Below are 25,029 nucleotides of genomic sequence, written 5' to 3' on the forward strand. Positions count from 1 at the left end.
TCAGTCCTCCGGGGATGTGATCCGCCCGGCGTGCAGGCGCACGACGCGGGGAAGGCGGTCGATGGTGGACGGCCGGTGTGCGATGACCAGCACGGTCCGGTCGCGCCGCAGGCGGGCCAGGGCCTGTTCGATGCGGTGCGCGGTGGCCGGGTCGAGGTCGGCGGTGGCCTCGTCGAGGATGAGCACCTCGGGCTCGGTCATGGCGGCCCGCAGCAGCCCGACGAGCTGACGTTCCCCGGCCGAGAACCGTTCCCCCCGCCGCCCGAGCTCGGCGCCGAACCCGCCGGGAAGCCCGGCGACCCACCCGTCGAGCCCGAGCCGCTCGGCCGCCCGGGCGAAGTCCTCGGGCCCCGGCCGTCCCGGCGTGAGCGCCAGATTGTCGGCGAAGGTCCCGGCGATCATGTGAACCTGCTGCGGAATCAGCACGAGCCGCCGCCGCACCTCGGCGGCGGCGAGCCCGCCGAGGTCGGCGCCGCCAAGCCGCACCGCCCCGGAATCAGGCAGATAGAGCCCACAGAGCAGCTTGGCCAGCGTGGTCTTCCCCGACCCGGTCTCCCCTACGAGGCCCGCGTGTTCCCCCGGCGCGAAGTGAACGCTGACCCCGTGCAGCACGGGTTCGCCCGGCCGGTAGCTGTAGGTGACGGCCTCGGCGGTCAGCCCGCCCGCCCTGGAAGTGGTCACCGTCGTGGCCGCGAAACTCGCGGGCGCGGTGGCTTCGAGGAGGTCGAGCAGGCGGGCCAGGCCGACGCGGGACTCCAGCATCTCGCCGGCGACCAGGGTGAAGTCGTCGATGGAGCTGAACAGGTCGCGGCTGGCCAGCACGAAGGTGACGACGACGCCCACGGTGACCACGTTCTCGCTCGCCAGCAGGCCGCCCGCGATCAGCAGGGCGGCGCTGGTGAGGCCCTGCACGATCCAGGTCGCGTCGATCCAGGTGGCGCCGCGCTGGGCGGCGCGTGCCGTCCCCAGGTAGGCGTCGGCGTCAGTGGACAGGCGGCCGAGCCAGGTCCCGGTCGCGCCGTCGATCTGCAACTGCTCACGCGCCAGCAGGCTCTCCGAGAAGGTGGCGGCCAGCGTCGCCTGGGCCGCCGCCTCGGCCGGGTACGCGCTCGCCGCCGCCCGCCGGAACCGCTTCGAGATGAACCACATCGGCGGCCCGAAGACCAGCACCAGCAGACCGAACAGCTGCCACGAGGAGGAGAGCAGCACGACCACGCTGAACAGCAGGTAGCCGCCGAGCGAGATGAGGTCCGGCAGCTGACTCCGGACGAACGTGGCCAGCTCCGCGATCTCGACGGTGGCCCGCTGGAGCAGGTCGCCGCCCCGGTGCGCCTCGAGGAAGCGCAGCGACGTGCGGCCGAGCCGTTCCACCACCAGGTCGCGCAGGCTGTGCACGACCTTCTCCCCCACGCGGGTGAGCAGCAGCTCGGACCAGCGCAGCAGCACCGTCCGGGCGACCACCAGGCCGAGCACGACACCGGCGGTCACCAGCAGCCCCGTACGGTCGCCGTCCAGGAGTTCGTCCACCGCCCGGCCGATCATCAGCGGGACCAGAGTGAGCGACAGCGTGGACAGCAGGTTGACCACGATCGCCGCGGCCATCGCGCGGCGGTGCGCGCGCAGATGCGGCCAGGCGCGGCGCAGCACGTGCCGCTGGTCGGGCTCCTCGGTCAGCAGGCGGACGTCAGCCATGCGACACCAGCTCTCCGTCGTGGACGCCGAGGTCGACGACGCGGTCGGCGCGGTCCCGGACCGCCGTACGGGAGGTGGCGAACACGATCGTCACGTCGAGTTCCCGCAGTCCGTCGAGGATGCGCTGCTCGGTGCGGGCGTCCACGGCCGAGGTGACGTCGTCGAGCAGCAGCACCCGGGCGCCGCGCAGCAGCCCCCGGGCCAGCGCGAGGCGCTGGAGCTGGCCGCCGGACACGGTGCTGCCCCGCTCGCCGACCTCGGTGGCGAAGCCCTCCGGCAGCGACTCGATGTGCTCGAGGATGCCGGCGATCCGGCACGCCTCGCGCAATTGGCCGTCGGTGAGTTCCGTACGGCCCAGGCGAAGGTTCTCGGCGATGGTCCCGGACAGCAGCAGCGGGCGCTGGCCGACGATGGTGATGGTGTCTCGGACGTCGGCGATCGCCGCGTCGCGCAGATCCGTTCCCCCGTACCGGATGGCGCCGGTGGAGGGATCGGCCAGCCGGGCCAGCAGGCGCAGCAGCGTCGTCTTGCCCGTGCCGACCGGGCCCACCACCGCGACGAACTCGCCGGGGCCGACGCTCAGATCGGGCAGCCGCAAAGGCTCTCGGTCTGGCAACTCCACCGACACGCCGTCGGTGGCCAGCGCTCCGGCCGGCAACAGCGAAGTCGCCTTGTCGGACATCTCCGATTCAGCGCTGAGGACCGCCTCGATCCGGCCGGCGGCGGTCCACGCGTCGCCGAGCTGGCCGAAGCGGAACGTCAGCATCATCACCTGCCGCCCCAGCAGGGTCATCCAGCTCGCGAAGGAGACCAGGCCGCCGACCGAGAACCGGCCGTCCAGCACGGCCAGGCCGCCGAACGCCAGCCCGGCCGCGGTCGCCAGCCACGGCACGAACGGCGCGTTCGCGGCCCAGCCGGCGGCGATCCGGGCCAGCGCCAGGGTGCGGTCGTGGACCGTGGCGCTGGCCTCGTGGTGGCGCTCGACGAGCACCTGTTCACCGCCGAGACCGCGTACGGCCGTACTCGCCGAGAGAAGGTCCTCCACCGCGTCGGCCCGGGCCCCGTGCGCCGCCGAGAGAGCGGCGTTGGCGGCCTCGTAGCGGCGCGGATACCAGAGGTTGACCGCGATCAGCAGCGGCACCGTGCCGAGCCCGACCACCGCCAGCATCGGGTCCAGCGTCGCCACCACGACCAGCACGGTGAACAAGCCCAGCACGCCGCTGGCGAGCGACGGCACGGTGGAGATCCAGATGGTGATCTGCTCGACGTCGCGGGTGCCCCGGGTGACGAGGTCACCGGCTGAGAACCGGTGCGCGGTGACCGCATCCCAGCCGAGCACCCGCTCGCTGAGCCGCAGCAGCAGGCGGTTGCCGGTGCGCACGCCGGCCAGCGTCGCCCACCAGCGCATCGCGAACTCGGCGCCGGTCAGCGCGACCGAGACGGCCAGGGTGGCCGCGGCCCAGGAGAGCAGCGGGCTGCGATCGCCCGGCGTGATGCCCTCGTCGAGGGCTCGGCCGAGGCACCACGGCAGCAGGATCAGCCCGGCCTGGTAGCCGAGACCGCCGATCCAGGAGGCGGTGACGCCCCGGGCGGAGTCGCGCAGGGCCCAGCGCAGCAGAACGGACGGGCTCATCGGGTCACCTCGGCCAGGGCCGCCACGGTCTTCAGCGCGACCAGATCGGCCAGGCGCACCTCGATTCCCCGGGTGCGGGCGAGGCTCGTCAGCCGCATGGCCGCGATGCTGTCGCCGCCCACGTCGAAGAAGCTGTCCTCGGCCCCGACGGCGACACCGAGCACGTCGGTGAAGAGCGCGGCCAGCCTTTCCTCCCGCTCGCCGTGCGGCGCCCTGGTTTCCGAGACGTATGCGACGGCGGGCAGCGCGGCGCGGTCGAGCTTGCCGTTGACGGTCAGCGGCAAGGCGTCCACCTCGACGACGGCCGCCGGCACGAGGTAGTCCGGCAGCCGTTCCGCCGCCCAGGCCCGAAGGTCGGCGGCTTTCCCGGCGACGTACGCGATGAGGCGCCCCGCCTCGGCGACGACCACCGCCTGCCCCACCGACGGATGCCGCGACAGAACGGTGGCGACCTCGCCCAGTTCGACGCGGTAGCCCCGAATCTTCACCTGGTCGTCGGAGCGGCCCAGATAGTCGATGCGGCCCTCGGCCGTCCACCGGACCACGTCACCGGTCCGGTACATGCGCTGCCCCGGCGTCGTACCGAACGGGTCCGGAACGAATCTGGCCGCCGTGAGCCCCGGCTGGTGCAGATATCCGAGGGCGAGCTGCGCCCCGCCGATGTAGAGCTCCCCCGCGACGCCCGGCGGCACCGGCCGCAACCGCCCGTCGAGCACGTAGAGCGTGGTGTTGGCGACCGGCCGCCCGATCAGCGCCCGCGGCACCTCCTTGACCCGCTGGACGATCGTGTCGACCGTGCACTCGGTCGGGCCGTAGAAGTTGTACGACTCGGTGCCGGGAAGCGCCGCCATCCCGGCCCACAGCGGGTCGGGCACCGCCTCCCCGCCGACGCCGAGGACGGCCAGCCCGGCGGCGTCGAAGCCGGCCGCGAGCAACTGGCCGAGGTGCGACGGCGCCACCTCGATCATGTCGATCCCGTTGTCCCGCAACAGCTGGGCGAGCAATTGCGGGTCGCGGCGCGGCCCGTCGGTGACCAGGTGCAGCTCGTTGCCGCCGAGCAGGGCGAGCAGCGGCTGCCACGAGGCGTCGAAGGCGAACGACCAGTTGTGCGCGACCCGCAGCGGCCGCCCCAGCCGCTCCGCCGCCGGCCCCAGGATCCGTTCGGTGTGGCTGGCCAGCAGGGTGGCCACCGTGCGGTGCGGCACCAGCACACCCTTGGGACGCCCGGTCGAGCCGGAGGTGTAGATGACGTACGCCGGGTGGTCGGGGCTGATCGGCTGCGGAGTCCCGGTTCCCTTCTCGTACGGTTCGTCGAGCACCAGAGTCGCCGTACCGGCCGGGAGCAGGTCGACGGTGGACCGGACAGCGAGCGTCACGACCGGCCGCGCGTCCTCGAGCATCGCCGCGATCCGGGCCGGCGGATAGTCCGGATCGATCGGCAGGTAGGCCGCGCCGGAGGCCATCGCCCCGAAGATCGCCGGGACGATGTGCTCGCCTCGTGGCAGCAGGAGCGCCACGATCCGGCCCGGCCCGGCGCCACGGCCGGCCAGCGCCGAGGCGAGCGCGTCCATCTCGGCCACCAGATCGGCGTAGCTCCACCGCCGGTCGCCGACGACCAGCGCCGGCCCGGCCCAGCGCCGCACCAGATTCGGCAGCGTCTCCGGCGTGACCGGAAGCGAGGTGCCACTCCACTCGACCAGGACGCGGTGGCGCTCGGCGGCGGTGAGGGCGTCGGACCGGTCCACCGTCATGCGCGGATTCGCCGCCACCTCCTCGGCGAGCGCCACGAACCGGTCGAGCAGCAGCCGCGCGGTGTCCCCGCCGAAGACGTCGTCCCGGTGTTCGAGGGCCAGATGCAGTCCGTCGTCCTCGGCCGCGACGAGCGTCAGCGGGTAGTGCGTGGCGTCCCGGCCGGTGACTCCGGCCAGCTTCAGGCCGGCGTCGCGCTGGCTCTCGTCGAGACGGTCCCCGTCCACCGGATAGCTCTCGAACACCACGAGCGTGTCGAACAGCTCCCCCACGCCGGTCAGCTGCTGAATCGGCGCCAGGCCGAGGTGCTGATGGGCGAGCAGGCCCGCCTGCTCCCCCTGCAGTCGCGTGAGGAACGCGTCCCAGCGCTCACCGGCCGGCAGCGTGGCCCGCACGGGCACGGTGTTGATGAACAGCCCGATCGTCTCCTCGGCCCCGGTCAGCTCCGGCGGCCGTCCCGAGACGGTCGCCCCGAACACGACGTCGTCGCGCCCGGTGAGCCGCCCCAGAAGCACCGACCACAGTGCCTGCACGAAGGTGTTGGGCGTGACACCCAGCCCCCGCGCGACGTCGACGACGCGCTGCGGCAGCTGAGCGGTCACCTCACCCGGCAGCCGGGCCTCGCGCCGGGTCAGGCCCGGGGCGACCAGGGTCGGCTCGGTGACGCCGCGGAGCGCGTCACCCCAGGCCCGCCGCGCCGTGTCACGGTCGGCCGCGGCCAGCCACGCGAGAAAGTCCCGGTAGGGCCGCGCTTTTCCCGGAGCTTTCCCGGCGTACGCGGAAAGCAGCTCCCGGGCGATCAGCGGCCCCGACCAGCCGTCCACGACGACGTGGTGCTGGGTCAGAACGAGCCGATGCCGGTCGGCGCCGAGCCGGACGAGCAGGAACCGGACGAGCGGCGCCTCGGCCAGCACGAAGGGCCGGCCCCGCTCGGCGTCGGCCAAAAGCTCGGCCTCGTGGCGGGTGGCCGCGGTGACTTCCCGCCAGTCCGGCTCCACCCGGGCCGGCACGACCTGGACCGGCAGCCCGGCCGCCGTGGTCGTGAAGGCGGCCCGCAGATTGGGGTGACGGTCGAGAAGGGTGGCGGCGGCCTTGCGCAGGCGCGCGGCGTCCAGCGCCCCGTCGAGCTCGAGCTGCTGCTGTACGAGATAGACGTCGCCCGCCCCGTCGAGCGCGTGCAGATAGAAAAGCCCTTCCTGCAACGGCGTCAGCGGCAGTACGTCGACCAGATCCGGATAGCGCTCACCCAGCTCGTCCAGCGCCGCCTGATTCACCGGTGCCAGCACATCGGACGGTGTCAGCCCACCGCGCCCCGGCGCCGCGTCAAGCTCGGCCAAAGCCGTCGTCCAGGCCGAGAGCAGCCCGCGGACGGTCTCCGCCGCCACCGCCTCACGCGGAAAGGCCACCGACAGCACTATCTCGTCCCCGGCGACGGTCGCCTCGATGCTGAGGACATGCCGGGCGGGCAGCTCGTCCCCCGCGTCCCCCCGCAGACCCTCGACCGGCTGCCAGGGCTGCCCATCGCGGCTTGGCTGCTCTCCCTCCGCTCGGCCGAGGTAGTTGAACAGGATCGGGGGGCGGGGATCGCCGCGGCGGAGGAGGCCGTAGCCGATGCCGCCGTCCGGGGCGGCGCGCAGCTGCTCCTTCACGCGTTTGAGGGGGTCCGGGCCCTCCCCCGCGCTGAGGCGTACGGGGTGGGCGGTGGTGAACCAGCCGACCGTGCGGGACAGGTCGGCACCCGGGACGATCTGTTCCTCGCGGCCGTGGCCCTCCAGCTCGACGAGGACGTCACGGCCGGCGGCGACGGCCAGCGCCGTCAGCAGTACATCCTGCGCGTTGGCGCGGTAAGCGGCCGGGATGGCGGTGGTCAGGCCCCCGACGGGGATCCGGGCGGTGACCTGGTCGAGCGTGCCGAGGGTGTCCACCGACGGGTCGAGGTCGATGTCGGCGAGATAGGCGGGAGGTCCGGCGAGGACCGCGTCCCAGTGGTCGGTCTCCTCCTGGCGGTCGACCGCTTCCAGGGCCAGCGCCCACGCCCGGAACGACGTCCCGACCGGTGGCAGCGGGCCGTCGGCCGCCAGGTCGGCCAGCAGGATGGGCCACGAGACGGCGTCGACGGCCAGGTGGTGGATGGTCAGCCGCAGCCGGTCGCCGGCCAGCGGTTCGGCGCTCAGCATCCGGCCCTCGGACGGCGCCACGCCGGAGCCGATCAGGCCGGACGCGGTGACCGCGCCGGGTGGGGGAACGTGCAGGGCGGTTCCGGTCCAGCGAGCGCGGAGCATGTCGTGGTGGTCGATGAGCCTCTGCAGGCGGTCGGCCAGTTCCTCCCGGGTGAGGCCGGGCGGCGTACGGATCACCATGGACTGGGTCAGGTGCGGGTCGGCGGGCTGGTCGAGGGTTCGCATGAACGGGGTCAGCGGAACCTCGCCGAAGGAAGCGGCCGCCTCCGATCGCGGAGCCTCCAGCGGCACCGCCACGGTGGCCAGGCCCTCGACCGTGGGGCGGGCGAAGACGTCCCGGGCCGAGAGGCGCCAGCCGGCGGCGCGGGCCCGGGCGGTCAGCTGCAGGGCGAGGATGCTGTCGCCGCCGAGGGTGAAGAAGCTGTCGCGGACCCCGACGCGGTCCAGGCCGAGCACGGCCGCGACCAGACCGGCGAACAGTTCCTCGGCCGGGGTGCGCGGCTCGTCGTCGCCGGTCCGGGCGGCGAAGTCCGGTGCGGGCAGGCGCCGGCGGTCCAGCTTGCCGTTCGGGCTCAGCGGCAGCTCGGGCAGGCTGACGAAGGCGGCGGGCACCAGGTGCTCCGGCAGCGTTGCGGCCAGGGCGGCGCCCAGGTCGGCGGGCGCGGCCCGATCGGCGACGACGTAGGCGACCAGGCGGCGGGCCGGGCCGTCGTCGCGGGCGACCACGGCGGCGGCGCCGACGCCGGGCAGGGCGGTCAGGGCGGCCTCGATCTCGCCCGGCTCGACCCGCAAACCGCGGATCTTCACCTGGTCGTCGGTGCGGCCGGCGTATTCGAGGGCGCCGGACTCGGTGCGGCGGGCCAGGTCGCCGGTGCGGTAGAGGCGGTCGCCGGGGGCGCCGAACGGGTCGGCCACGAAGCGCTGGGCGGTCAGGGCCGGCCGGCCCAGGTAGCCGCGGGCCAGCTGGACGCCGCCGAGGTAGAGCTCGCCGGTCACGCCGTCCGGCACCGGGCGCAGCCACGGGTCGAGCACGTGGACCGACGTGTTCCAGACCGGGCGGCCGAGGGGAACGGGGCCGTCGGCCGCGGTGTCGACCTGGTGGAAGGTGACGTCGACGGCCGCTTCGGTGGGTCCGTACAGGTTGTGCAGCTCCACGCCGGGCAGGACCTCGCCGAAGCGGCGGGCCAGATCGCCGGGCAGGGCCTCGCCGCTGCAGACGACGCGGCGCAGCGGGGCCACCTCGGGGGCGGCGGCCAGGAACGCCCGCAGCATCGACGGGACGAAGTGCACGGTCGAGACGTCGTTGCCGGTGATGACCTCGGCCAGGTAGGCCGGGTCCCGGTGCCCGCCGGGGCGGGCGACGACGAGGGTGGCTCCGGTGAACAGCGGCCAGAAGAACTCCCACACGGACACGTCGAAGCCGGCCGGGGTCTTCTGCAGGACGCGCTCGCCGGGTCGCAGGCCGTATCGGTCCTGCATCCAGAGGAGCCGGTTGACGATCGACCGGTGGGAGACCGTGGCGCCCTTGGGCTTGCCGGTCGAGCCGGAGGTGTAGATGACGTACGCGGCCGTGTCGCCCGGCAGTTCGGGAGCTTCGGTCACGGGCGGGCCCGCGTGGTCGGCCGAGGTCAGCACGATGCTCGCGCCGGAGTCGGCGAGCAGGTAGTCGTTGCGGTCCCTGGGGTGCGACGGGTCGAGCGGAAGGTAGGCCGCTCCCACGCGGTGGACCGCGTAGAGGGCCACGATGAGGTCGAGCGACCGCGGGATCGCGACCGCGACGACCGTTTCCGGGCCGGCGCCCCGCGACCGCAGCCAGCCGGCCAGGGCGGCCACCCGCTCGTCGAGGGCGGCGTAAGTGAGCGCCCTTCCCTCGTACACGACCGCAATCCGGGACGGGTGGTCCCGCACGGACGCGGCGAACAGCTGCGGCAGCGTGGTGTCGGGCACGGCGACCGGCGCGGCGGCAGCGCGCTCGGGCAGCGCTCGCCCGACCGACCGGTGCGGGCCGGCGGCCAGGTCGGCCAGCAGAGACGCGTACCGGTCGAGGAGGTCCGAGGCCCGCTCGACGGTGAAGACGTCGGAGCGGTAGGCCAGCCCCAGTCGCAGGCGCTCGCCCGGCGCGACGGCCAGGGTGAGCGGGTAGTGCGGGGCGTCGTCGCCGGTCACGTCGGTCATCCGCAGGCCGGCCGAGCCGGTCGAGTCGTGCAGGGCCCCGGTGTCGAGCGGGTAGCTCTCGAAGATGGTGAGCGTGTCGAAGAGTTCGCCCAGCCCGGCGATCCGCTGGATGTCGGTCAGTGGCAGGTGCTGGTGTTCCAGCAGCCTCGACTGCGCGGCCTGGAGGCGGCCGAGAAGCGCGGTCCAGCTTTCCCGGGGATCGAGCGCCGCCCGTACGGGAAGGGTGTTGATGAAGAAGCCGATCATCTCGTCGACGCCGGGCACCTGGGGCGGCCGGCCCGAGACGGTGGTGCCGAAGACGACGTCGGTACGGCCGGTGAGCTGCACCAGCAGGACCGCCCAGGCCGCCTGGACGATGGTGTTGAGGGTGACCTGCCGCTCGCGGGCGAGCGCGGTGAGCCGGTCGGTGAGCTCGCGCGGCAGTTCGCTCTCGAGCTTGCCGGGGCGGCTGTCGAGGACGGCGCCGGCGCCCGGCGCGACGAGCGTGGGCTGCTCCAGGCCGTCCAAGGACGCGCGCCACGCGGCCTCGGCGGCGGCCCGGTCGGTGCCGAGCAGCCAGCGCAGGTAGTCACGGTAGGGGCGCGGGGCGGGCAGCGCCCGTCCGGCGTACAGGTCGAACAGTTCCCGTACGGCGAGTGGCGTGGACCAGCCGTCGAGGAGCACGTGGTGGTTGGTGAGCACGAGCCGGTGCCGCTGGTCGGAGAGGCGCACGAGGGTGAGCCTCAGCAGCGGTGGTGTCGCGAGGTCGAACGGGCGCGCCCGATCGCCGGCGGCGAACCGCTCGAACTCCTCCTCGGTCAGGTCGAGGAACTGCCAGGGCAGCGCCGCCCGTGCGGCGACGACCTGGCGCAGCGTGCCGTCGGGACCGTCCACGAAGGACGCCCGGAGCGAGGGATGCCGGTCGAGGAGCGCCTGCCCGGCGGCCCGCATCCGGCCGGGGTCGACCGGGCCGGACAGATCGAGGACCTGTTGCACGACGTACGGGTCGACGGTGTCGGCCAGCGCGGCCAGGAAGACGAGGCCCTCCTGCAGCGGCGACAGCGGCCACACGTCCTCCGGGTCGAGGGCGTCGATCTCCTCCTGAGTGACGCCGGGCAGGAGCAGATCGGACGGGGTCCGGCTGCCCTTCGCGCTCGCCAGCGCGGCCAGCGCGGTGAACCAGGAATCGGCCAGCGCGCGTACGGCTTCCTCGGTGAGCACGCCGTCGGGATAGCTCAGCGCCACCGTCAGCCGGCCGTCCAGCACCGACGCGTTGATGTCCAGCGCCCGGCGCAGCGGCATCTCCGGGTCGGCGTCGCCGCCCAGCCCGCCTATCGGTGCCCAGTCCGCGCCGGACTCCCCGGGGTCGAACCGGCCGAGGTAGTTGAACAGGATCTGCGGCTCGGCCCGGCCGGCCAGCCGGGGGCGCAGCGGACCATACCCGGCGCCGTTGCCGGGTACGGCCCGCAGCTGTTCCTTGACGCGCTTGAGCGCGGCGGCCGGATCGGTGCCGCCGGGGCTCAGGCGCACCGGGTACTCGGTAGTGAACCAGCCGACCGTGCGCGACAGGTCGGCGTCGGTGCCGTCGCGCCCGTGACTTTCCAGCTCGACCAGGACGTCCCGTCCGCCGAGGGCCACGGCCAGCCCGGCCAGCAGCACCTCGGTCATCCCGGTGTGGAACGCGGCCGGGACCTTGTCGACAAGGGTGGCGTCCCATTCCACGACGACCGTCCGCGCGCTCGCGACGGTGTCGTGGACCGGCCGGGAGCCGAGCAGCGGCTCGTCGACGTCGAGCACATCGCGCCAGTAGGGCAGTTCGGCCGGGTCGGGCTTCAGGGACCGGGCCCATTCCCGGAAGGAGGTGCCGGCCGGCGGCAGCGCGATCGGCCGCCCGGCGAGCAGGCCGGCCCAGGCGGCGGCGATGTCGGCCAGCAGGATCCGCCACGAGACGCCGTCGACGACGGTGTGGTGGATGACGAACTCGACCCGTCCCGGCGTCCACGTCACCCGCAGCGGGACGCCCTCCTCCGGCCGGAGCCGGTCGGCGCCGATGACCGTCGAGGCGGACAGCGAACCGGGCGGTGGCACGAACAACCCGGTTGCCGGCTCCCAGCGCGCGCGGAGCAGATCGTGCCGGTCGAGCAGCGCCTGCACGATGGCCTCGAGCCGCGCGGCGGTCAGTTCGGCCGGCGCCCGCAGCACCATCGACTGGCTGTACCGCGTGGCCGGGCCGTTGTCCCGCAGCCACGCGAGCATCGGGGTCAGCGGGACCTCGCCCAGCGCCGCCCCGGAGTCCGCCACCGGGGCCGCCGTGGCCGGCGCGGCGACGGCGGCGAGGGCCGCCACCGTCCGCAGTTCGAAGATCTGCCGCGGCGTGATGCGCAGCCCCGCCGTCCGGGCCCGGGCGACGAGCTGAAGCGAGACGATGCTGTCGCCGCCGAGCGTGAAGAAGCTGTCCTCGACGCCGACCGACGGCAGCCCCAGCACCTCGGCGAAGAGGCCGCAGAGGGTCTGCTCGGCCGGGGTGCGCGGGGCCGCGCCGCCGCTGAGCGCCCCGAAGTCCGGCGCCGGCAGCGCCCGCTTGTCCACCTTGCCGGCCACCGTGACCGGCAGCCGCTCCAACCCCACGACCGTCGCGGGCACGAGATGGCCGGGCATCCGCGTGGCGGCCCACTCCCGCAGCCCCTCGGTCTCGCCCACGACGTACGCCACCAGGCGGCCCTCGACCGCGAGGACGACCGCCTGGGACACGGCGGGGTGCTCGCTCAGCAGCGCCGCCACCTCACCCGGCTCGACCCGGAAGCCCCGGATCTTCACCTGGTCGTCGGCCCGGCCCACGAACTCCAGCCGGTCGTCGGCCGTCCAGCGGACCACGTCGCCGGTGCGGTACATCCGCTCCCCCGGCGCCCAGGGGTCGGCCACGAAGCGCGTCGCGGTGAGACCGGCGCGGTCCTTGTATCCACGGCCGAGCTGGGCGCCGGACAGGTAGAGCTCGCCGGTCCGGGCCGGCCGGAGCCACCCGTCGAGAACGTACGCCCGGGTGTTGCCGATCGGGCGGCCGACGAGCGGCGTCTCGCTGTCGGCCACGTCGGCCATCAAGGTGTCCACAGTGCATTCGGTCGGGCCGTAGAGGTTCACGCCGGCTGTGCCCGGGGCGTCCCGGAGGGCGTTCCACAGGACGGGCCCGGCCGCTTCGCCGCCGAGCAACACCAGGGCGGGCGTGTGCTCGCCGTTCAGCAGACCGGCGTTGACGAGCTCCTGGCCGAGCGACGGCGCCACGTCGAGCGATGCGATCCGGTGGCGGCGAACGTAGTCGACGAACAGGTCGGCGTCGCGGCGGGTCTCGTCGTCGAGCAGGTGCAGCTCATGCCCGGCGACGAGCCCGAGCAACCCCTCCCACGACGTGTCGAAGACCAGCGCCGCCGACAGGGCCACCGCAAGACGCCGCTGCACTGTGAACACCCGCGCCCGGTGATGGTGGAACAGATTCGCCAGGCTGGCGTGTTCGACCACGACGCCCTTGGGACGCCCGGTCGAACCGGAGGTGTAGATGAGATAGGCACCCGAGCGCGGATCGATGGCAGGCAGCGCCACGTCGGCTGTCTCCGCAAGCAAAGACGGTGTCACCACCACCGCCGGAGCCGCGTCCGCCAGCAGATAGTCGATGCGCTCGCGCGGGTAGTCCACATCGATCGGCAGATACACGCCGCCCGACCTCAACGCCGCCAACCACGCCACGATCGCGTCGTCGGTTCGCGGCAACAACACTGCGACGACCTTCTCCGGACCGGCACCGTGGGCCACCAGAACACGAGCCAGACGCTCCACACGCGCTTGCAATTCGGCGTACGTCAAAGACACGGAACCGAAACGCAGAGCAACCGCATCCGGGGTCTGCCGGACCGTCGCGTCGAACTCGTCCAGCAACAGGGTCGGCGGCACGGAAAGCGCCGAATCCGTCGCTACGAGGTCGCCGGACCGGATCGCGGCGAGACGGCCGTCCGGTTCCCCGGCGAACGCCGCCAGCAACTCGGCGAGGCGGTCCAGGACCCGCGAGGCGGTGGCGCGGTCGACGGCGTCCGCCCGGTACTCGGCGCCCAGCGTGATCTGCGCGGTCCCGGGCACGACGGTCAGGGTGAGCGGGTAGTGCGTGGCGTCCTTCCCGGTGACCGAGGCCAGTCGGAGCCCGGCCGTGTCCTGCAAGGTGCGCAGCCCGTCCTCGTCCAGCGGGTAGCTCTCGAAGACCAGGAGCGTGTCGAAGAGCGCGCCGGCGCCCGCCTGCCGCTGGACGGCGGCGAGCCCGACGTGGTGATGGTCGAGCAGCGTGGCCTGCTCCGCCTGGACCCGTGCCAGATATCCGGCCCAGGTGTCGGTGGGGCGGGGCCGGACCCGGACCGGAACGGTGTTGATGAACAGCCCGACCATGTCCTCGACGCCGGCCAGCGCGCCCGGCCGTCCCGACACGGTCGCCCCGAACACGAGGTCGTCCCGTCCGGTCAGCTCGGCCAGCACGAGCGCGAAGGCGCCCTGCACCACGGTGTTGAGAGTCAGCCCGCGCGCCCGGGCCACCTCGGCCACGCGGACGACGTCCACGTGCCGCTCGATCGCCGACGGCTCGGCTATGGCGCGTTCGGTGCCGGGTGCGATGAGTGTCGCTTCCTCGACGCCGGCCAGGGCGTCGCGCCACGCCCGCTCGGCCGCGCCCCGGTCCTGCCGCGCGACCCAGGCCAGATAGTCCTTGTAGGGGCGGACGGCCGGCGGCTTCCCGCCCGCGTACAAGGTGAGCAGGTCGCGGACGAGCAGCGGCGCCGACCAGCCGTCGAGCAGGATGTGGTGTGCGGTCAGCACCAGCGCGTGCCGCCGGTCACCGAGCCGGACCAGCGTCCACCGCAGCAGCGGCGGCCGCGCCAGATCGAACGGCCGGTTCCGTTCCGCCGCGGCGACCTCGTCGACGCTCGCGCCCGGCTCGGCCTCGGTGAACTCGACCGGCAGGGCGGCCGGGATCAGCTGCACGGGCTGACCCGCCTTGCGGGGGCGGAACGCCGCCCGCAGGTTGGCGTGCCGGTCCTGCACGGCCTGGGCGGCCGCGCGCAGGCGGCCCGGGTCGAGCTCGCCGTCCAGGGTCAGCACCTGCTGCACGACGTACACGTCCGGTCCGCCGGCCGCGTAGGTGGACAGGAAGTAGAGACCCTCCTGCAGCGGCGACAGCGGCAGGATGTCCTGCAGTCCGCCCGGGCTGGTCACAGAAGCCTCCACTCGTCCTCGAATTCGTCGATCTCGTCCTGGCTGAGGGTGACCAGGAGGTCGGAGGGGGTGTGCCCGCCGCCGGCCCGCGCGGCGTCGCGCAGACTCTGAAGGGCGGCCAGCCATCGCTCGCCGAGGGCGGTCACGTCCGCCTCGGTGAGCACGCCGTCCAGGTAGGAGAGGCGGATGTCGAGCTCCGGCCCGGAGGGCAGATCGGCCGTGGCGGCGTTGATCTCCAGGGCCTGCCCGGCCGGGAAGGCCGGGTCGAGGCCGTCGCCGAGGGTGCCGTTCTCGGTGGCCGCGACCCAGTCGCCGTCGTCGGCGGCCATCCGGCCGAGGTAGTTGAACAGGATCTCCGGCGCCGGACGGCCACGCAGCGCCTCGGCCGCGCCCGGGTGCAGATAGCGCAGCAGCCCGTAGCTCGCGCCGCTGTCGGGCACGGCCCGCAGCTGTTCCTTGACGCGTTTGAGGGCGGCGGCCGGGTCGTCGCCGCCCGGGTCGAGCCGGACCGGGAACTCGGTGGTGAACCAGCCGACGGTCCGGGTCAGGTCGCTGCCCGGCACCAGCTGCTCCTCGCGCCCGTGGCCTTCGAGGCGCAGCAGGACGCCGTGCTCGGCGGTGGCCGGCCGCCACGCGCGGACGGCCAGGGCCAGGCCGGTGAGCAGCACGTCCTGCACCCCGGCGTGGAAGGCCTCGGGCACGGCCGTCAGCAGCGGCCCGGTCTGCTCGGCGGTGAGACGTACGGTGTGGTGGCGCAGCCGCGCGACCGTGTCGCCCCGGACGACCGGGCGGGCGCCGATGGCGGCCACCGGCCCGTCGACCACGTCGAGCCAGTACGGCAGGTCGGCCGCCCGGTCCCGGGCCGCGGCCGCGAGTCCCCTGGCCCAGGCCCGGACCGACGTACCGGACCGGGAGAGGGTCTTGCCGTCGGCCGCGACCGCCAGGTCCTCGGCCAGCACCCGCCAGGAGACACCGTCGACGACGAGATGGTGGGCGACCAGCAACAGTCGCGCCTCGCCGGGGAACCAGACCGCCTCGAGCATCCGCCCCTCGGCCGGCCGCAACCGGCGGACCGCCGCCGCGTGCTCCTCGTGCGGGCCTTCCTCGGCGACCCGCACCGAAGCGGTCACCGAGCCCACCGCGGGCACCACCAGGCCGTCGCCGGTCCAGCGGGCCCGGAGCGTGTCGTGCCGGTCCAGGATCGCTTGCAGGGCACCGCGAAGCGCCTCCCGGGTCAGCGAGGCCGGAACCCGCAGCAGCACCGACTGGCTGAACGTGTCGATCGGCGTGTCCAGCTCGCGCAGCCAGGCCATGATCGGGGTCGGCGGCACCTCGCCCACGGCCACCGCCGCCGGTTCGGCCTCGCCCTCGGCCACCTCGGTCACCTCGGCCATCGCGGCCACGGTCTGGTGTTCGAAGACCTGCCGGGCGGTCAGTTCGAGACCGGCCGCGCGGGCCCGGGCGACCAGTTGCAGCGCCACGATGCTGTCGCCGCCGAGCGCGAAGAAGCCCTCCTGGACGCCGACTTCGTCGAGACCGAGCACGTCGGCCACGAGCGTGGCGAGCAGTTCCTGCACCACTGTCACCGGCCGTTCCACGGCCCGTTCCAGGATCGGTTCGGGCAGGCGGGTCCGGTCGATCTTTCCCGCGGCCGTACGGGGCAGCGCGTCGAGCACGACCACAACGGCGGGCACCAGATAGTCGGGAAGCCTTCCCGCGAGCCAGGTTCGCAGCTCGTCGCCGGCCGCCTCGCCCTCCACGTAGCCGATGAGGCGGCCCTCGCGGGCGACCACGACGGCGTACCGCACGCCCGGGTGTTCGACGAGAACGGAGGCGACCTCCCCCGGCTCGATCCGGAAGCCCCGGATCTTCACCTGGTCGTCGGCCCGGCCCAGGAACTCGAGCTGCCCGTCGCGGGTGCGCCGGACCAGGTCGCCGGTGCGGTACATGGCGGTGCCGGGCGCGCCGAACGGGTCGGCCACGAACCGCTCGGCGGTCAGCGCCGGGCGCCCGAGATAGCCGCGGGCCAGGCTGGCCCCGGCCAGGTACAGCTCGCCCGCGACGCCCGGCGCGACCGGCTGAAGCGCGGCGTCGAGGACGTACGCGCTCTTGTTGCGGTCCGGGCGCCCGATGAGCACCGGGCCGTCCGGGGCGCACTCCCAATAGGTCGAGTTCACCGTCGCTTCGGTCGGCCCGTACGCGTTGAGCATCCGATGGGTGGCCGTCCATCGGCGGACCAGCTCGGGCGGGCAGCGGTCGGCGCCGGTCACCACGGTCACCCCGGCCGGCAGGGAGCCCTCGGGGAGAGCGCCCAGAGCGGCCGGCGGCAGGGCGAAGTTGGTGATCCTCCGCTCCCGGACGAAGGCGGCGAACGGCGCGCCGAGCCGGTCGGCCTCCGGGGTGATGACGAGGGTGGCGCCGCGCAGCAGCGACACCGCCAGCTCGGCCACGGTGACGTCGAAGCTGGGCGACGCGAACTGGGCGACGCGGCTGCCCTCGCCCACCCGCCACAACTCGGCGAACGTCTCGGACAGGTCGGCCAGCCCGGCGTGCGGCACGACCACGCCCTTGGGCTTGCCGGTGGAGCCGGAGGTGTAGATGACGTACGCCGCGTGGGCCGGCCGCAGGCCGGGGCAGACCACCGCGGAGTCGTCCCCCACGTCGTCCGGGTGCAGGACCGGCACGCCCGGGGGCACGGTGGTCGCGTCCGGGGCGGCGATGACGAGCACCGGTGTGGCGTCCTCGGCCAGGGCGGCCACCCGCTCGGCCGGGTAGGACGGGTCGACCGGCAGATAGGCGCCGCCCGCCTTGGCCACGGCCAGCTCGGCCACGAACAGGCCGGCCGAGCGCGGCAGCAGCACCATGACGATCCGGTCCGGGCCCACCCCGTGCTCCTGAAGGCGCCTGGCGAGCCGGTTGGTGACCGCGTCGAGCTCGGCGTAGGTCAGCGTGTGGTCGCCGTCCTCGATCGCCGTGGCGTCCGGGGTCCGGCTCACCTGGGCGGCGAACAGGCCGGGCAGCGTCGATTCCGGGGTGGGCGCGCGGGCGCCCTGCCATCCCGTGGCCAGCGCCTCGTGCTCGGCGGCCGAGAGGATGTCCAACTCGGACACTCGGCGGTCCGGGCCGGCGACCGCGCCGGTCAGCAGCCGGGCCAGCCGCTCGGCCAGGGTGGCCGCGGTCTCCCGGTCGAACAGGTCGGTGCTGTATTCGATGATGCCCTGCAGCCCGTCCACCCCGTGCCGCTCGGTGACGACGACGCCGAGGTCGAACTGGGCCACCCCGGTGTCGACGGGCAGCGGCGAGGTGGCCAGGCCCGGCAGGCCGGGCTCCTCGGCCGGCACGTGCTGGAAGGCGACCATCACCTGGAACAGCGGGTTGCGGCCGAGCGACCGCTCCGGGTTGACCGCCTCGACGACCCGCTCGAACGGCACGTCGGCGTGGCCGAACGCGGCCAGGTCGGTCGCCCGCACCCGGCGCAGCAGCTCGCCGAAGGTGGGGTCACCGCTCACGTCGGCCCGCAGCACCAGCGTGTTGACGAAGAATCCGGCGAGCTGGTCGAGGCGCTGGTCGGCCCGGCCGGCGACCGGGCTGCCGAGCGGGATGTCGGTGCCCGCGCCGAGCCGGCTGAGCAGCGCCGCCAATCCGGCCTGGACCACCATGAAAGGCGTGGTTCCGGTACGGCGGGCCAGCTCCCGAAGGCGCCGATGGCCGTCGGCCGCGACCTCGAACGGGACGATGCCACCGCCGTGCGAGGCCACCGCCGGGCGGGGCCGGTCGGTGGGCAGCTCCAGCTCGGCCGGCACGCCGGCCAGGGCGGTCCGCCAGAAGTCGAGCTGACGCTCCCGCACGTAGTCGAGCAGTTCGTGGTGCCAGAGCGCGTAATCGGCGTACTGGACCGGCAGCGGCGCCCAGTCCGGCGCCGCCCCACGGGCCCGGGCCGCGTAGGCGGCGCCGAGGTCGGCCACGAGACGCCCCTCGGACCACTCGTCGGTCACGATGTGGTGCAGCAGGAGCAGCAGGACGTGCCGGTCCGGGCCGAGGACGAACAGATGCGGGCGGACCAGGAGTTCGGCGCCGAGGTCGAACCCGTAGCGCGCGGCCTCCGCCAGCAACTCCGGCAGCTCGTCCTCGTGCTCCACCTCGACCTGCCGCCACGACGGCCGGGCCTCGGCCCGGATCCGCTGCACGGGCCGCCCGTCGACGGCCGGGAAGACCGTGCGCAGGCTCTCGTGGCGGGCCAGCACGTCGTCCAGGGCGGCGCGCAGCGCGGGCGCGTCGAGCCGGCCGTCGAGCCGCAGCGCGAACGCCACGTTGTAGGCCGGGCCGGGGCCGTTGAGCTGCTGGTGCAACCAGAGCCGGTGCTGCGCGGGCGAGACCGGCAGCGGGTCGGGCCGCTCGGCCACGACGAGTTCCGGCAGTCCGGCCTGCGGGCCACCGCGCTCCACGTGGGTGGCGAGCGCGGCCACCGTGGGCGCGTCGAACACGGTGCGCACGGCCAGCGGGACCCCGAACGCGGCCCGGACGCGGGCGGCGAGCGCGGTGACGGTCAGCGAATGACCGCCCAGTGCGAAGAAGTCGTCGTGGGTGCCGACGCTCGGCAGGCCGAGAACCTCGGCGAACAGCCCGCACAGGATCTCCTCGGCCGGCGTACGCGGGGTGTCGTCGCCGGCCAGCGCGCCGAAGTCGGGCACCGGCAGCGCCCGCTTGTCCACCTTGCCGGCCACCGTGACCGGAAGGGCCTCGAGCCCGACGACGGCCGCCGGAACCAGGTGGCCGGGCATCCGGTCGGCGGCCCACTCCCGCAGTCCCGCGGTCTCGCCCACGACGTACGCCACCAGGCGCCCCTCGACCGCGACGACAACGGCCTGCGAGACCGCGGGATGCTCGCTCAGCAGCGCCGCCACCTCACCCGGCTCGACCCGGAAGCCCCGGATCTTCACCTGGTCGTCGGCCCGGCCCACGTATTCGAGCCGGCCGTCGGCGGTCCACCGGACGACGTCGCCGGTGCGGTACATCCGCTCCCCCGGCGCCCACGGGTCGGCCACGAAGCGGGCGGCGGTCAGCCCGGCGCGGTCCTTGTAACCGCGGCCGAGCTGAGCGCCCGACAGGTAGAGCTCGCCGGTCTCGGCCGGCCGGAGCCAGTCGTCCAGGACGTACGCCCGAGTGTTGCCGATCGGGCGGCCGACGAGCGGCGTCTCGCTGTCGGCCACGTCGGCCATCAGCGTGTCCACAGTGCACTCGGTCGGGCCGTACAGGTTGATGCCCCTGGTGTCCGGCGCCTCCCGCAGGGCGGCCCAGATGTGCGGGTCGGCGGCCTCGCCACCGAGCGCGACCACGGCCGGGTAATGGCGTCCGGCGGCGAGCAGGCCGGCGGTGACCAGGGGCCCGGCGAGCGACGGGGTGACGTCGAGGAAGTCGATCCCGTGCGCGTCGACGTAACCGGCGAACAGCGCCGGGTCGCGGCGGGTCTCGTCGTCGAGCAGGTGCAGCTCATGCCCGGCGACGAGCCCGAGCAACCCCTCCCACGACGTGTCGAAGACCAGCGCCGCCGACAGGGCCACCGCAAGACGCCGCTGCACCGCGAACACCCGCGCCCGGTGATGATGGAACAGATTCGCCAGGCTGGCATGCTCCACAACAACGCCCTTGGGACGCCCCGTCGAACCCGAGGTGTAGATGAGATAGGCACCCGAGCGCCGATCGATGGCAGGCAGCGCCACGTCGGCTGTCTCCGCCAGCAAAGACGGCGTCACCACCACCGCCGGAGCCGCGTCCGCCAGCAGATAGTCGACGCGCTCACGCGGGTAATCCACATCGATCGGCAGATACACGCCGCCCGACCTCAACGCCGCCAACCACGCCACGATCGCGTCCTCGGTCCGCGGCAACAACACCGCCACAACCTTCTCCGGACCAGCCCCATGGGCCACCAGAACACGAGCCAGACGCTCCACACGCGCCCGCAACTCGGCGTACGTCAAAGACACCGAACCGAAACGCAGAGCAACCGCATCCGGGGTCCGCCGGACCGTCGCGTCGAACTCGTCCAGCAACAGGGTCGGCGGCACTGCGAGGGTCGTCTCGGCTTTCCGTCCGCTGATCGGCAGCCTCGCCATCGTCGTCGCGGGGGCGGAGACGAAAGCGCCGAGCAGCGCCCGGAAGCGGCTCAGGAGGCGGCCGGCGGCGGCCGCGTCGTACAGATCGGGCCGGTGCTCGAGGCGCAGGCGCAGCCGGCTTTGCGGCACGACGACCAGGCTCAGGGGGTAGTGCGTGGCGTCGACCGGGATGCCGCCACCGATCCGCAGGTCGCCCGCGTCGGGCACGGCCGTTCCGGCCGGGTAGCTCTCGAAGACGGTGAGCGTGTCGAAGAGGTCGCCGAGCCCGGCCCGCCGCTGGATCCCGGCCAGGCTCGCGTGCTGGTGATCCAGCAGGGCGGCCTGCTCGGCCTGCACCCGGCGCAGCAGCTCGGGCCAGCTCTCCTCGGGCCGCAGCCGGACCCGGACCGGCACGGTGTTGATGAACAGGCCGACCATGTCCTCGACGCCGGCCAGCGCGGCGGGCCGGCCGGAGACGGTGGCGCCGAAGACGACGTCCGTACGCCCGGTCACCTCGGCCAGCAGGAGCGCCCAGGCGCCCTGGACGACGGTGTTGAGGGTCAGCCCGTGTCCTCGGGCCGCCGCGGAGAGGGCGGCCGTCTCGGTCTCGTCCAGGACGATCTCGGCCACCTCGGGCAGCGCGGCGACCGCCGGGGCGCCGGGGGCGACCAGGGTCGGCTCCTCGAGGCCGCGCAACGCGTCCCGCCAGGCGGCCTCGGTGGCCGCCGGGTCCTGCTGCGCCAGCCAGGCCAGGTGGTCGCGGTACGGGCGCGGCGCTTCGGTGGCGGCGCCCGCGTAGAAGGCGAACAGGTCCCGTACGGCCAGCGGGCCCGACCAGCCGTCCATGAGCAGGTGGTGCTGGGTGAGGATCAGCCGGTGGTCGCCGGCGCCGACGCGGGCCAGCACGAACCGCAGCAGCGGCGGCGTGGCCAGGTCGAAGCGCCGGGCCCGCTCGCGGCGCAGCAGCGCGTCCAGGTCACCGGCGTCGGTCACCTCGAACGGCACCTCGACCGCACCGGGGACGACCTGGACCGGCCGGCCGTCCTCCGTGCGGTCGAAGGCCCCGCGCAGGTTCGGATAGCGGTCGAGGAGCCTCGCCGCCGCGTACCGCAACCGGTCCGGATCGACCGGCCCGGTGAGGGTGAAGACCTGCTGCACGGTGTAGACGTCGGTCTGATCGTCGAGCCCGGCGAGGTAGTGGAGCCCTTCCTGCAGGGGCGAGAGCGGCAGCACGTCGACCGCTGTGGGCCACCGCTCGGCCAGCTCCCGGTCGCTGATGCCGGGCAGGAGCACGTCGGCCGGGGTGAGGGCGCCGGCCCCGGGTTCGTTGGCCGCCGCCCGTACCGCGACGAGCGCGGCCAGCCAGTCGTCGGCCAGCCGGCGTACATCGTCCTCGTCGACCGCCCGGCCGGGATAGCCGAACGAGGCCCGCAGCACCGGCCCGTCCGGCGTGTCCACGGCGGCCACGTTGACCGCGATCCGGTGCCGTACGGGCATCTCCGGCTCGGCGACCGCGTGCGCGGCCGGGAGCTCGGGAGCCGGCGCCCAGTCGGCCGTCGCCGCGTTCCCGAAGCGCCCGAGGTAGTTGAACAGCACCTCGGGCTCGTTCGCCGGTTCGAAGCCGCCGAGGTAGCGCAGCAGACCGTAGCCGACGCCGCCGTCCGGGATCGCGCGCAGCCGCTGTTTGACGCCCCGCACGACGGCGGCCGGTCCACCGGCCGCGGCGGGCAGGCGTACCGGGTATTCGCTGGTGAACCAGCCGACCGTACGGACGAGGTCGGCGCCGGGGACGACCTGCTCCTCGCGGCCGTGGCCCTCCAGGCCGATCAGCGGCTCGGCGGCCGGGCCGGTGCGCCGCGCCAGGGCCAGGGCCAGACCGGCCAGCAGCACGTCCTGCACACTGGCCCGGAAGGTCTCGGGCACCGTGGTCAGCAGCGGCGTGGTGACGGACGCGTCAACGGTGACGGTGACCTGGCGCAGGGTTCCGGCGGTGTCCCGGGCCGGGTCGAGCGGCCGCCCGCCGAGCTGGGCGACCGGACCGTCCAGGATGGCGCGCCACCGGTCCGCCTCGGCCGTCCGCGAGGAGACGGCGGCGTTGAGGCCGAGCGCCCAGGCCCGGAACGGCGTGCCGACGGCGGCGACCCGCTCGCCACGGGACACGGCGGCCAGATCCTCGGCGATGATTCGCCAGGAAACGCCGTCCACGACGAGGTGATGGGCGACGAGGAGCAGCCGTCCCGGCTCACTCCCCCGGTCGAACCAGACGGCCCGCACCATCACGCCGCCGGCCGGATCGAGCCGGTCGGCGGCGGCTTCCCGCTCGGCCGCGACCAGCCCGGCCAGTTCCCGGCCGCGCGCGTCGACGACCCGCACGGTCAGATCGAGCGGTCCCTCCGGGACCTCCAGAGTCCACCGCTGCGCACCGGGAACGAGGCGGGCCCGCAACAGGTCGTGCGGCGCCAGCGCCTCGCGCACCACCTGGGCGACATCCACCCCGGCGGGCGTACGGACCAGCAGTGCCTGCGAGTAGCGGTCCACCGGCGCGGCCAGTTCCCGGAGCCAGGCGATGATCGGGGTCTCGGGGACGGTTCCGGCCCCGGATTCCGCGACCGGGGACGTCTCGACGGCCTCGGCGACGCGGGCCAGTTCCGCGACGCTCTGGTGCTCGAACACCTGGCGCGGCGCGATTCTCAGCCCGGCCGTCCGGGCCCGCGACACCAGCTGGATGGAGAGGATGCTGTCGCCGCCGAGCGCGAAGAACCCGTCGTGCCGGCCGACCGGCAGCCCGAGAAGCCCCTCGACGATGCCGGCCAGCGCGGTCTCGACCGGGCCCACGGGCGGTTCGCTGGTCGCGGCCGTGGCCGTAACCGGAGGCAGTGCCCGCTTGTCCACCTTGCCGCTCGCCGTGACGGGCAGCGCGTCGAGCAGCACGACCACCGGCACGAGCGGCCCGGGCAGGGTCGCGGCCGCGTGGTCGCGCAGCTCCTCGGCCGAGACGGCGTGCCGCGTGACGGCGAACGCGGCGAGGTGGCCCTCGCGCGGCACCACGGCCACCTGCGCGACGGCGGGATGGCCGGCCAGGACGGCCTCGACCTCGGCCGGCTCGACGCGGAAGCCGCGGATCTGGACCTGGTCGTCGGTGCGGCCCAGGAACTCCAGTTCGCCGGTCGCCGTGCGCTGGACCAGGTCGCCGGTGCGGTAGAGGCGGCTGCCGGAGGGGCCGGCCACGAAGCGGGCCGCCGTCAGCGCGGGACTGTTCAGGTAGCCGCGGGCCAGGCCGTCGCCGCCGAGATAGAGCTCGCCGGGGACGCCGGGCGGGACCGGGCGCAGGCGGGCGTCGAGGACGTGGGCGGTGCGGTTGAGGTCGGGCCGGCCGATCAGGACGGGGCCGTCGGCCGCTTCCCAGGTGGTGGCGGTGACGGTGGCCTCGGTCGGGCCGTACGCGTTGACGAGCTTGCGGCCGGCGCGCCACCGCCGTACCTCGTCGGGGGTGGTCGCCTCGCCGCCCACGGTCAGGGTGACACCGGCCGGGATCGCGCTGGTGGGCAGGGCGGCCAGCAGCGCCGGCGGGAGGTCGGCGTGGGTCAGCCGTCGGTCGGTGACGAACTCGCCCAGGGCGGCGCCGAGCCGGGCGTCGTCGGGCACGATGACGAGGGTGCCGCCGGACAGGATCGAGGCGGCCAGTTCGCTGAAGGCCACGTCCACGGCCGGCGAGACGAACTGGGCGACCCGGCTCCCGGGTCCCGCGCCGAAGACCGACCGGACCGACTCCACCAGCGTGGCGAGACCGGCGTGCGGGACGATGACGCCCTTCGGGCGGCCGGTCGATCCCGAGGTGTAGATGAGGTACGCCGCGGTGGCCGGGTCGACCACGACAGCCGGATCCTCGTCGCTGAGATCGGCCAGGGAGCCGAGGGATTCGACGGTGAGAACCGGTGCGGCGTCGGTGATCTGGTGGGCGATCCGCTCGGCCGGGTGATGCACGTCGAGCGGCAGACAAGTCGCGCCGGTCTTCGTGACCGCGAGCAGGGCCACCAGGAGGTCGGCCGAGCGCGGCATCCGTACGGCCACGACCCGCTCCGGGGCCGCCCCGGCCGCGATCAGCCGGTGGGCCAGGCGGTTGGCCCGGGAGTTCAGCTCGCGATAGGTCAGCGTGCGCTCGCCGTCCTCCACGGCCACGGCGTCCGGCCTCGCGGCCACCTGCTCGGCGAAGAGCTGGGCCAGGCCGCGAGGTGCGACCTCCCGGCGTACCCCCTGCCAATCGGACATGATCGCCCGGCGC

General features: G+C 74.3%; 4 protein-coding genes (1 of these 4 only partly in view). All 4 read right to left on the bottom strand.

What is annotated here, in order from left to right; genetic code table 11:
* Tightly spaced (each overlapping or abutting the next), the 4 genes in view from ACGFJ7_RS13675 to ACGFJ7_RS13690 form a layout consistent with a single transcriptional unit that may run on beyond the window.
* On the bottom strand, window positions 1-1,692 hold the full coding sequence (locus ACGFJ7_RS13675; RefSeq protein ID WP_392642342.1) for an ABC transporter ATP-binding protein: 1,692 nt from the start codon (window positions 1,690-1,692) through the stop codon (window positions 1-3).
* A complete protein-coding gene (locus ACGFJ7_RS13680) occupies window positions 1,685-3,325 on the bottom strand; it encodes an ABC transporter ATP-binding protein (RefSeq protein ID WP_392642343.1) in 1,641 nt (546 codons plus the stop codon). Before ACGFJ7_RS13680 ends, ACGFJ7_RS13675 begins: the two co-directional genes overlap by 8 nt.
* Window positions 3,322-14,652 carry an amino acid adenylation domain-containing protein gene (locus tag ACGFJ7_RS13685; protein WP_392642344.1) on the bottom strand — a complete coding sequence of 3,777 codons (11,331 nt, stop codon included), beginning with the start codon at window positions 14,650-14,652 and terminating at the stop codon, window positions 3,322-3,324. The genes ACGFJ7_RS13680 and ACGFJ7_RS13685 overlap by 4 nt, the downstream gene beginning before the upstream one ends.
* Window positions 14,649-25,029: the 3' portion of an amino acid adenylation domain-containing protein gene (locus ACGFJ7_RS13690; protein WP_392642345.1), read on the bottom strand. It continues 4,205 nt past the right edge of the window; 10,381 of the gene's 14,586 nt are visible here — the last part of the coding sequence; its start codon lies beyond the right edge, outside the window; the stop codon is at window positions 14,649-14,651. The genes ACGFJ7_RS13685 and ACGFJ7_RS13690 overlap by 4 nt, the downstream gene beginning before the upstream one ends.

Origin of the sequence: Actinoplanes sp. NPDC048988, from assembly GCF_043197815.1 — a bacterium.
GTDB lineage: Bacteria > Actinomycetota > Actinomycetes > Mycobacteriales > Micromonosporaceae > Actinoplanes.

What these genes read in the sequence shown, in the direction of transcription:
- ACGFJ7_RS13675 (WP_392642342.1), bottom strand. Translation starts at nt 1,692, where the DNA reads ATGGCTGACGTCCGCCTGCTGACCGAGGAGCCCGACCAGCGGCACGTG.
- ACGFJ7_RS13680 (WP_392642343.1), bottom strand. Translation starts at nt 3,325, where the DNA reads ATGAGCCCGTCCGTTCTGCTGCGCTGGGCCCTGCGCGACTCCGCCCGG.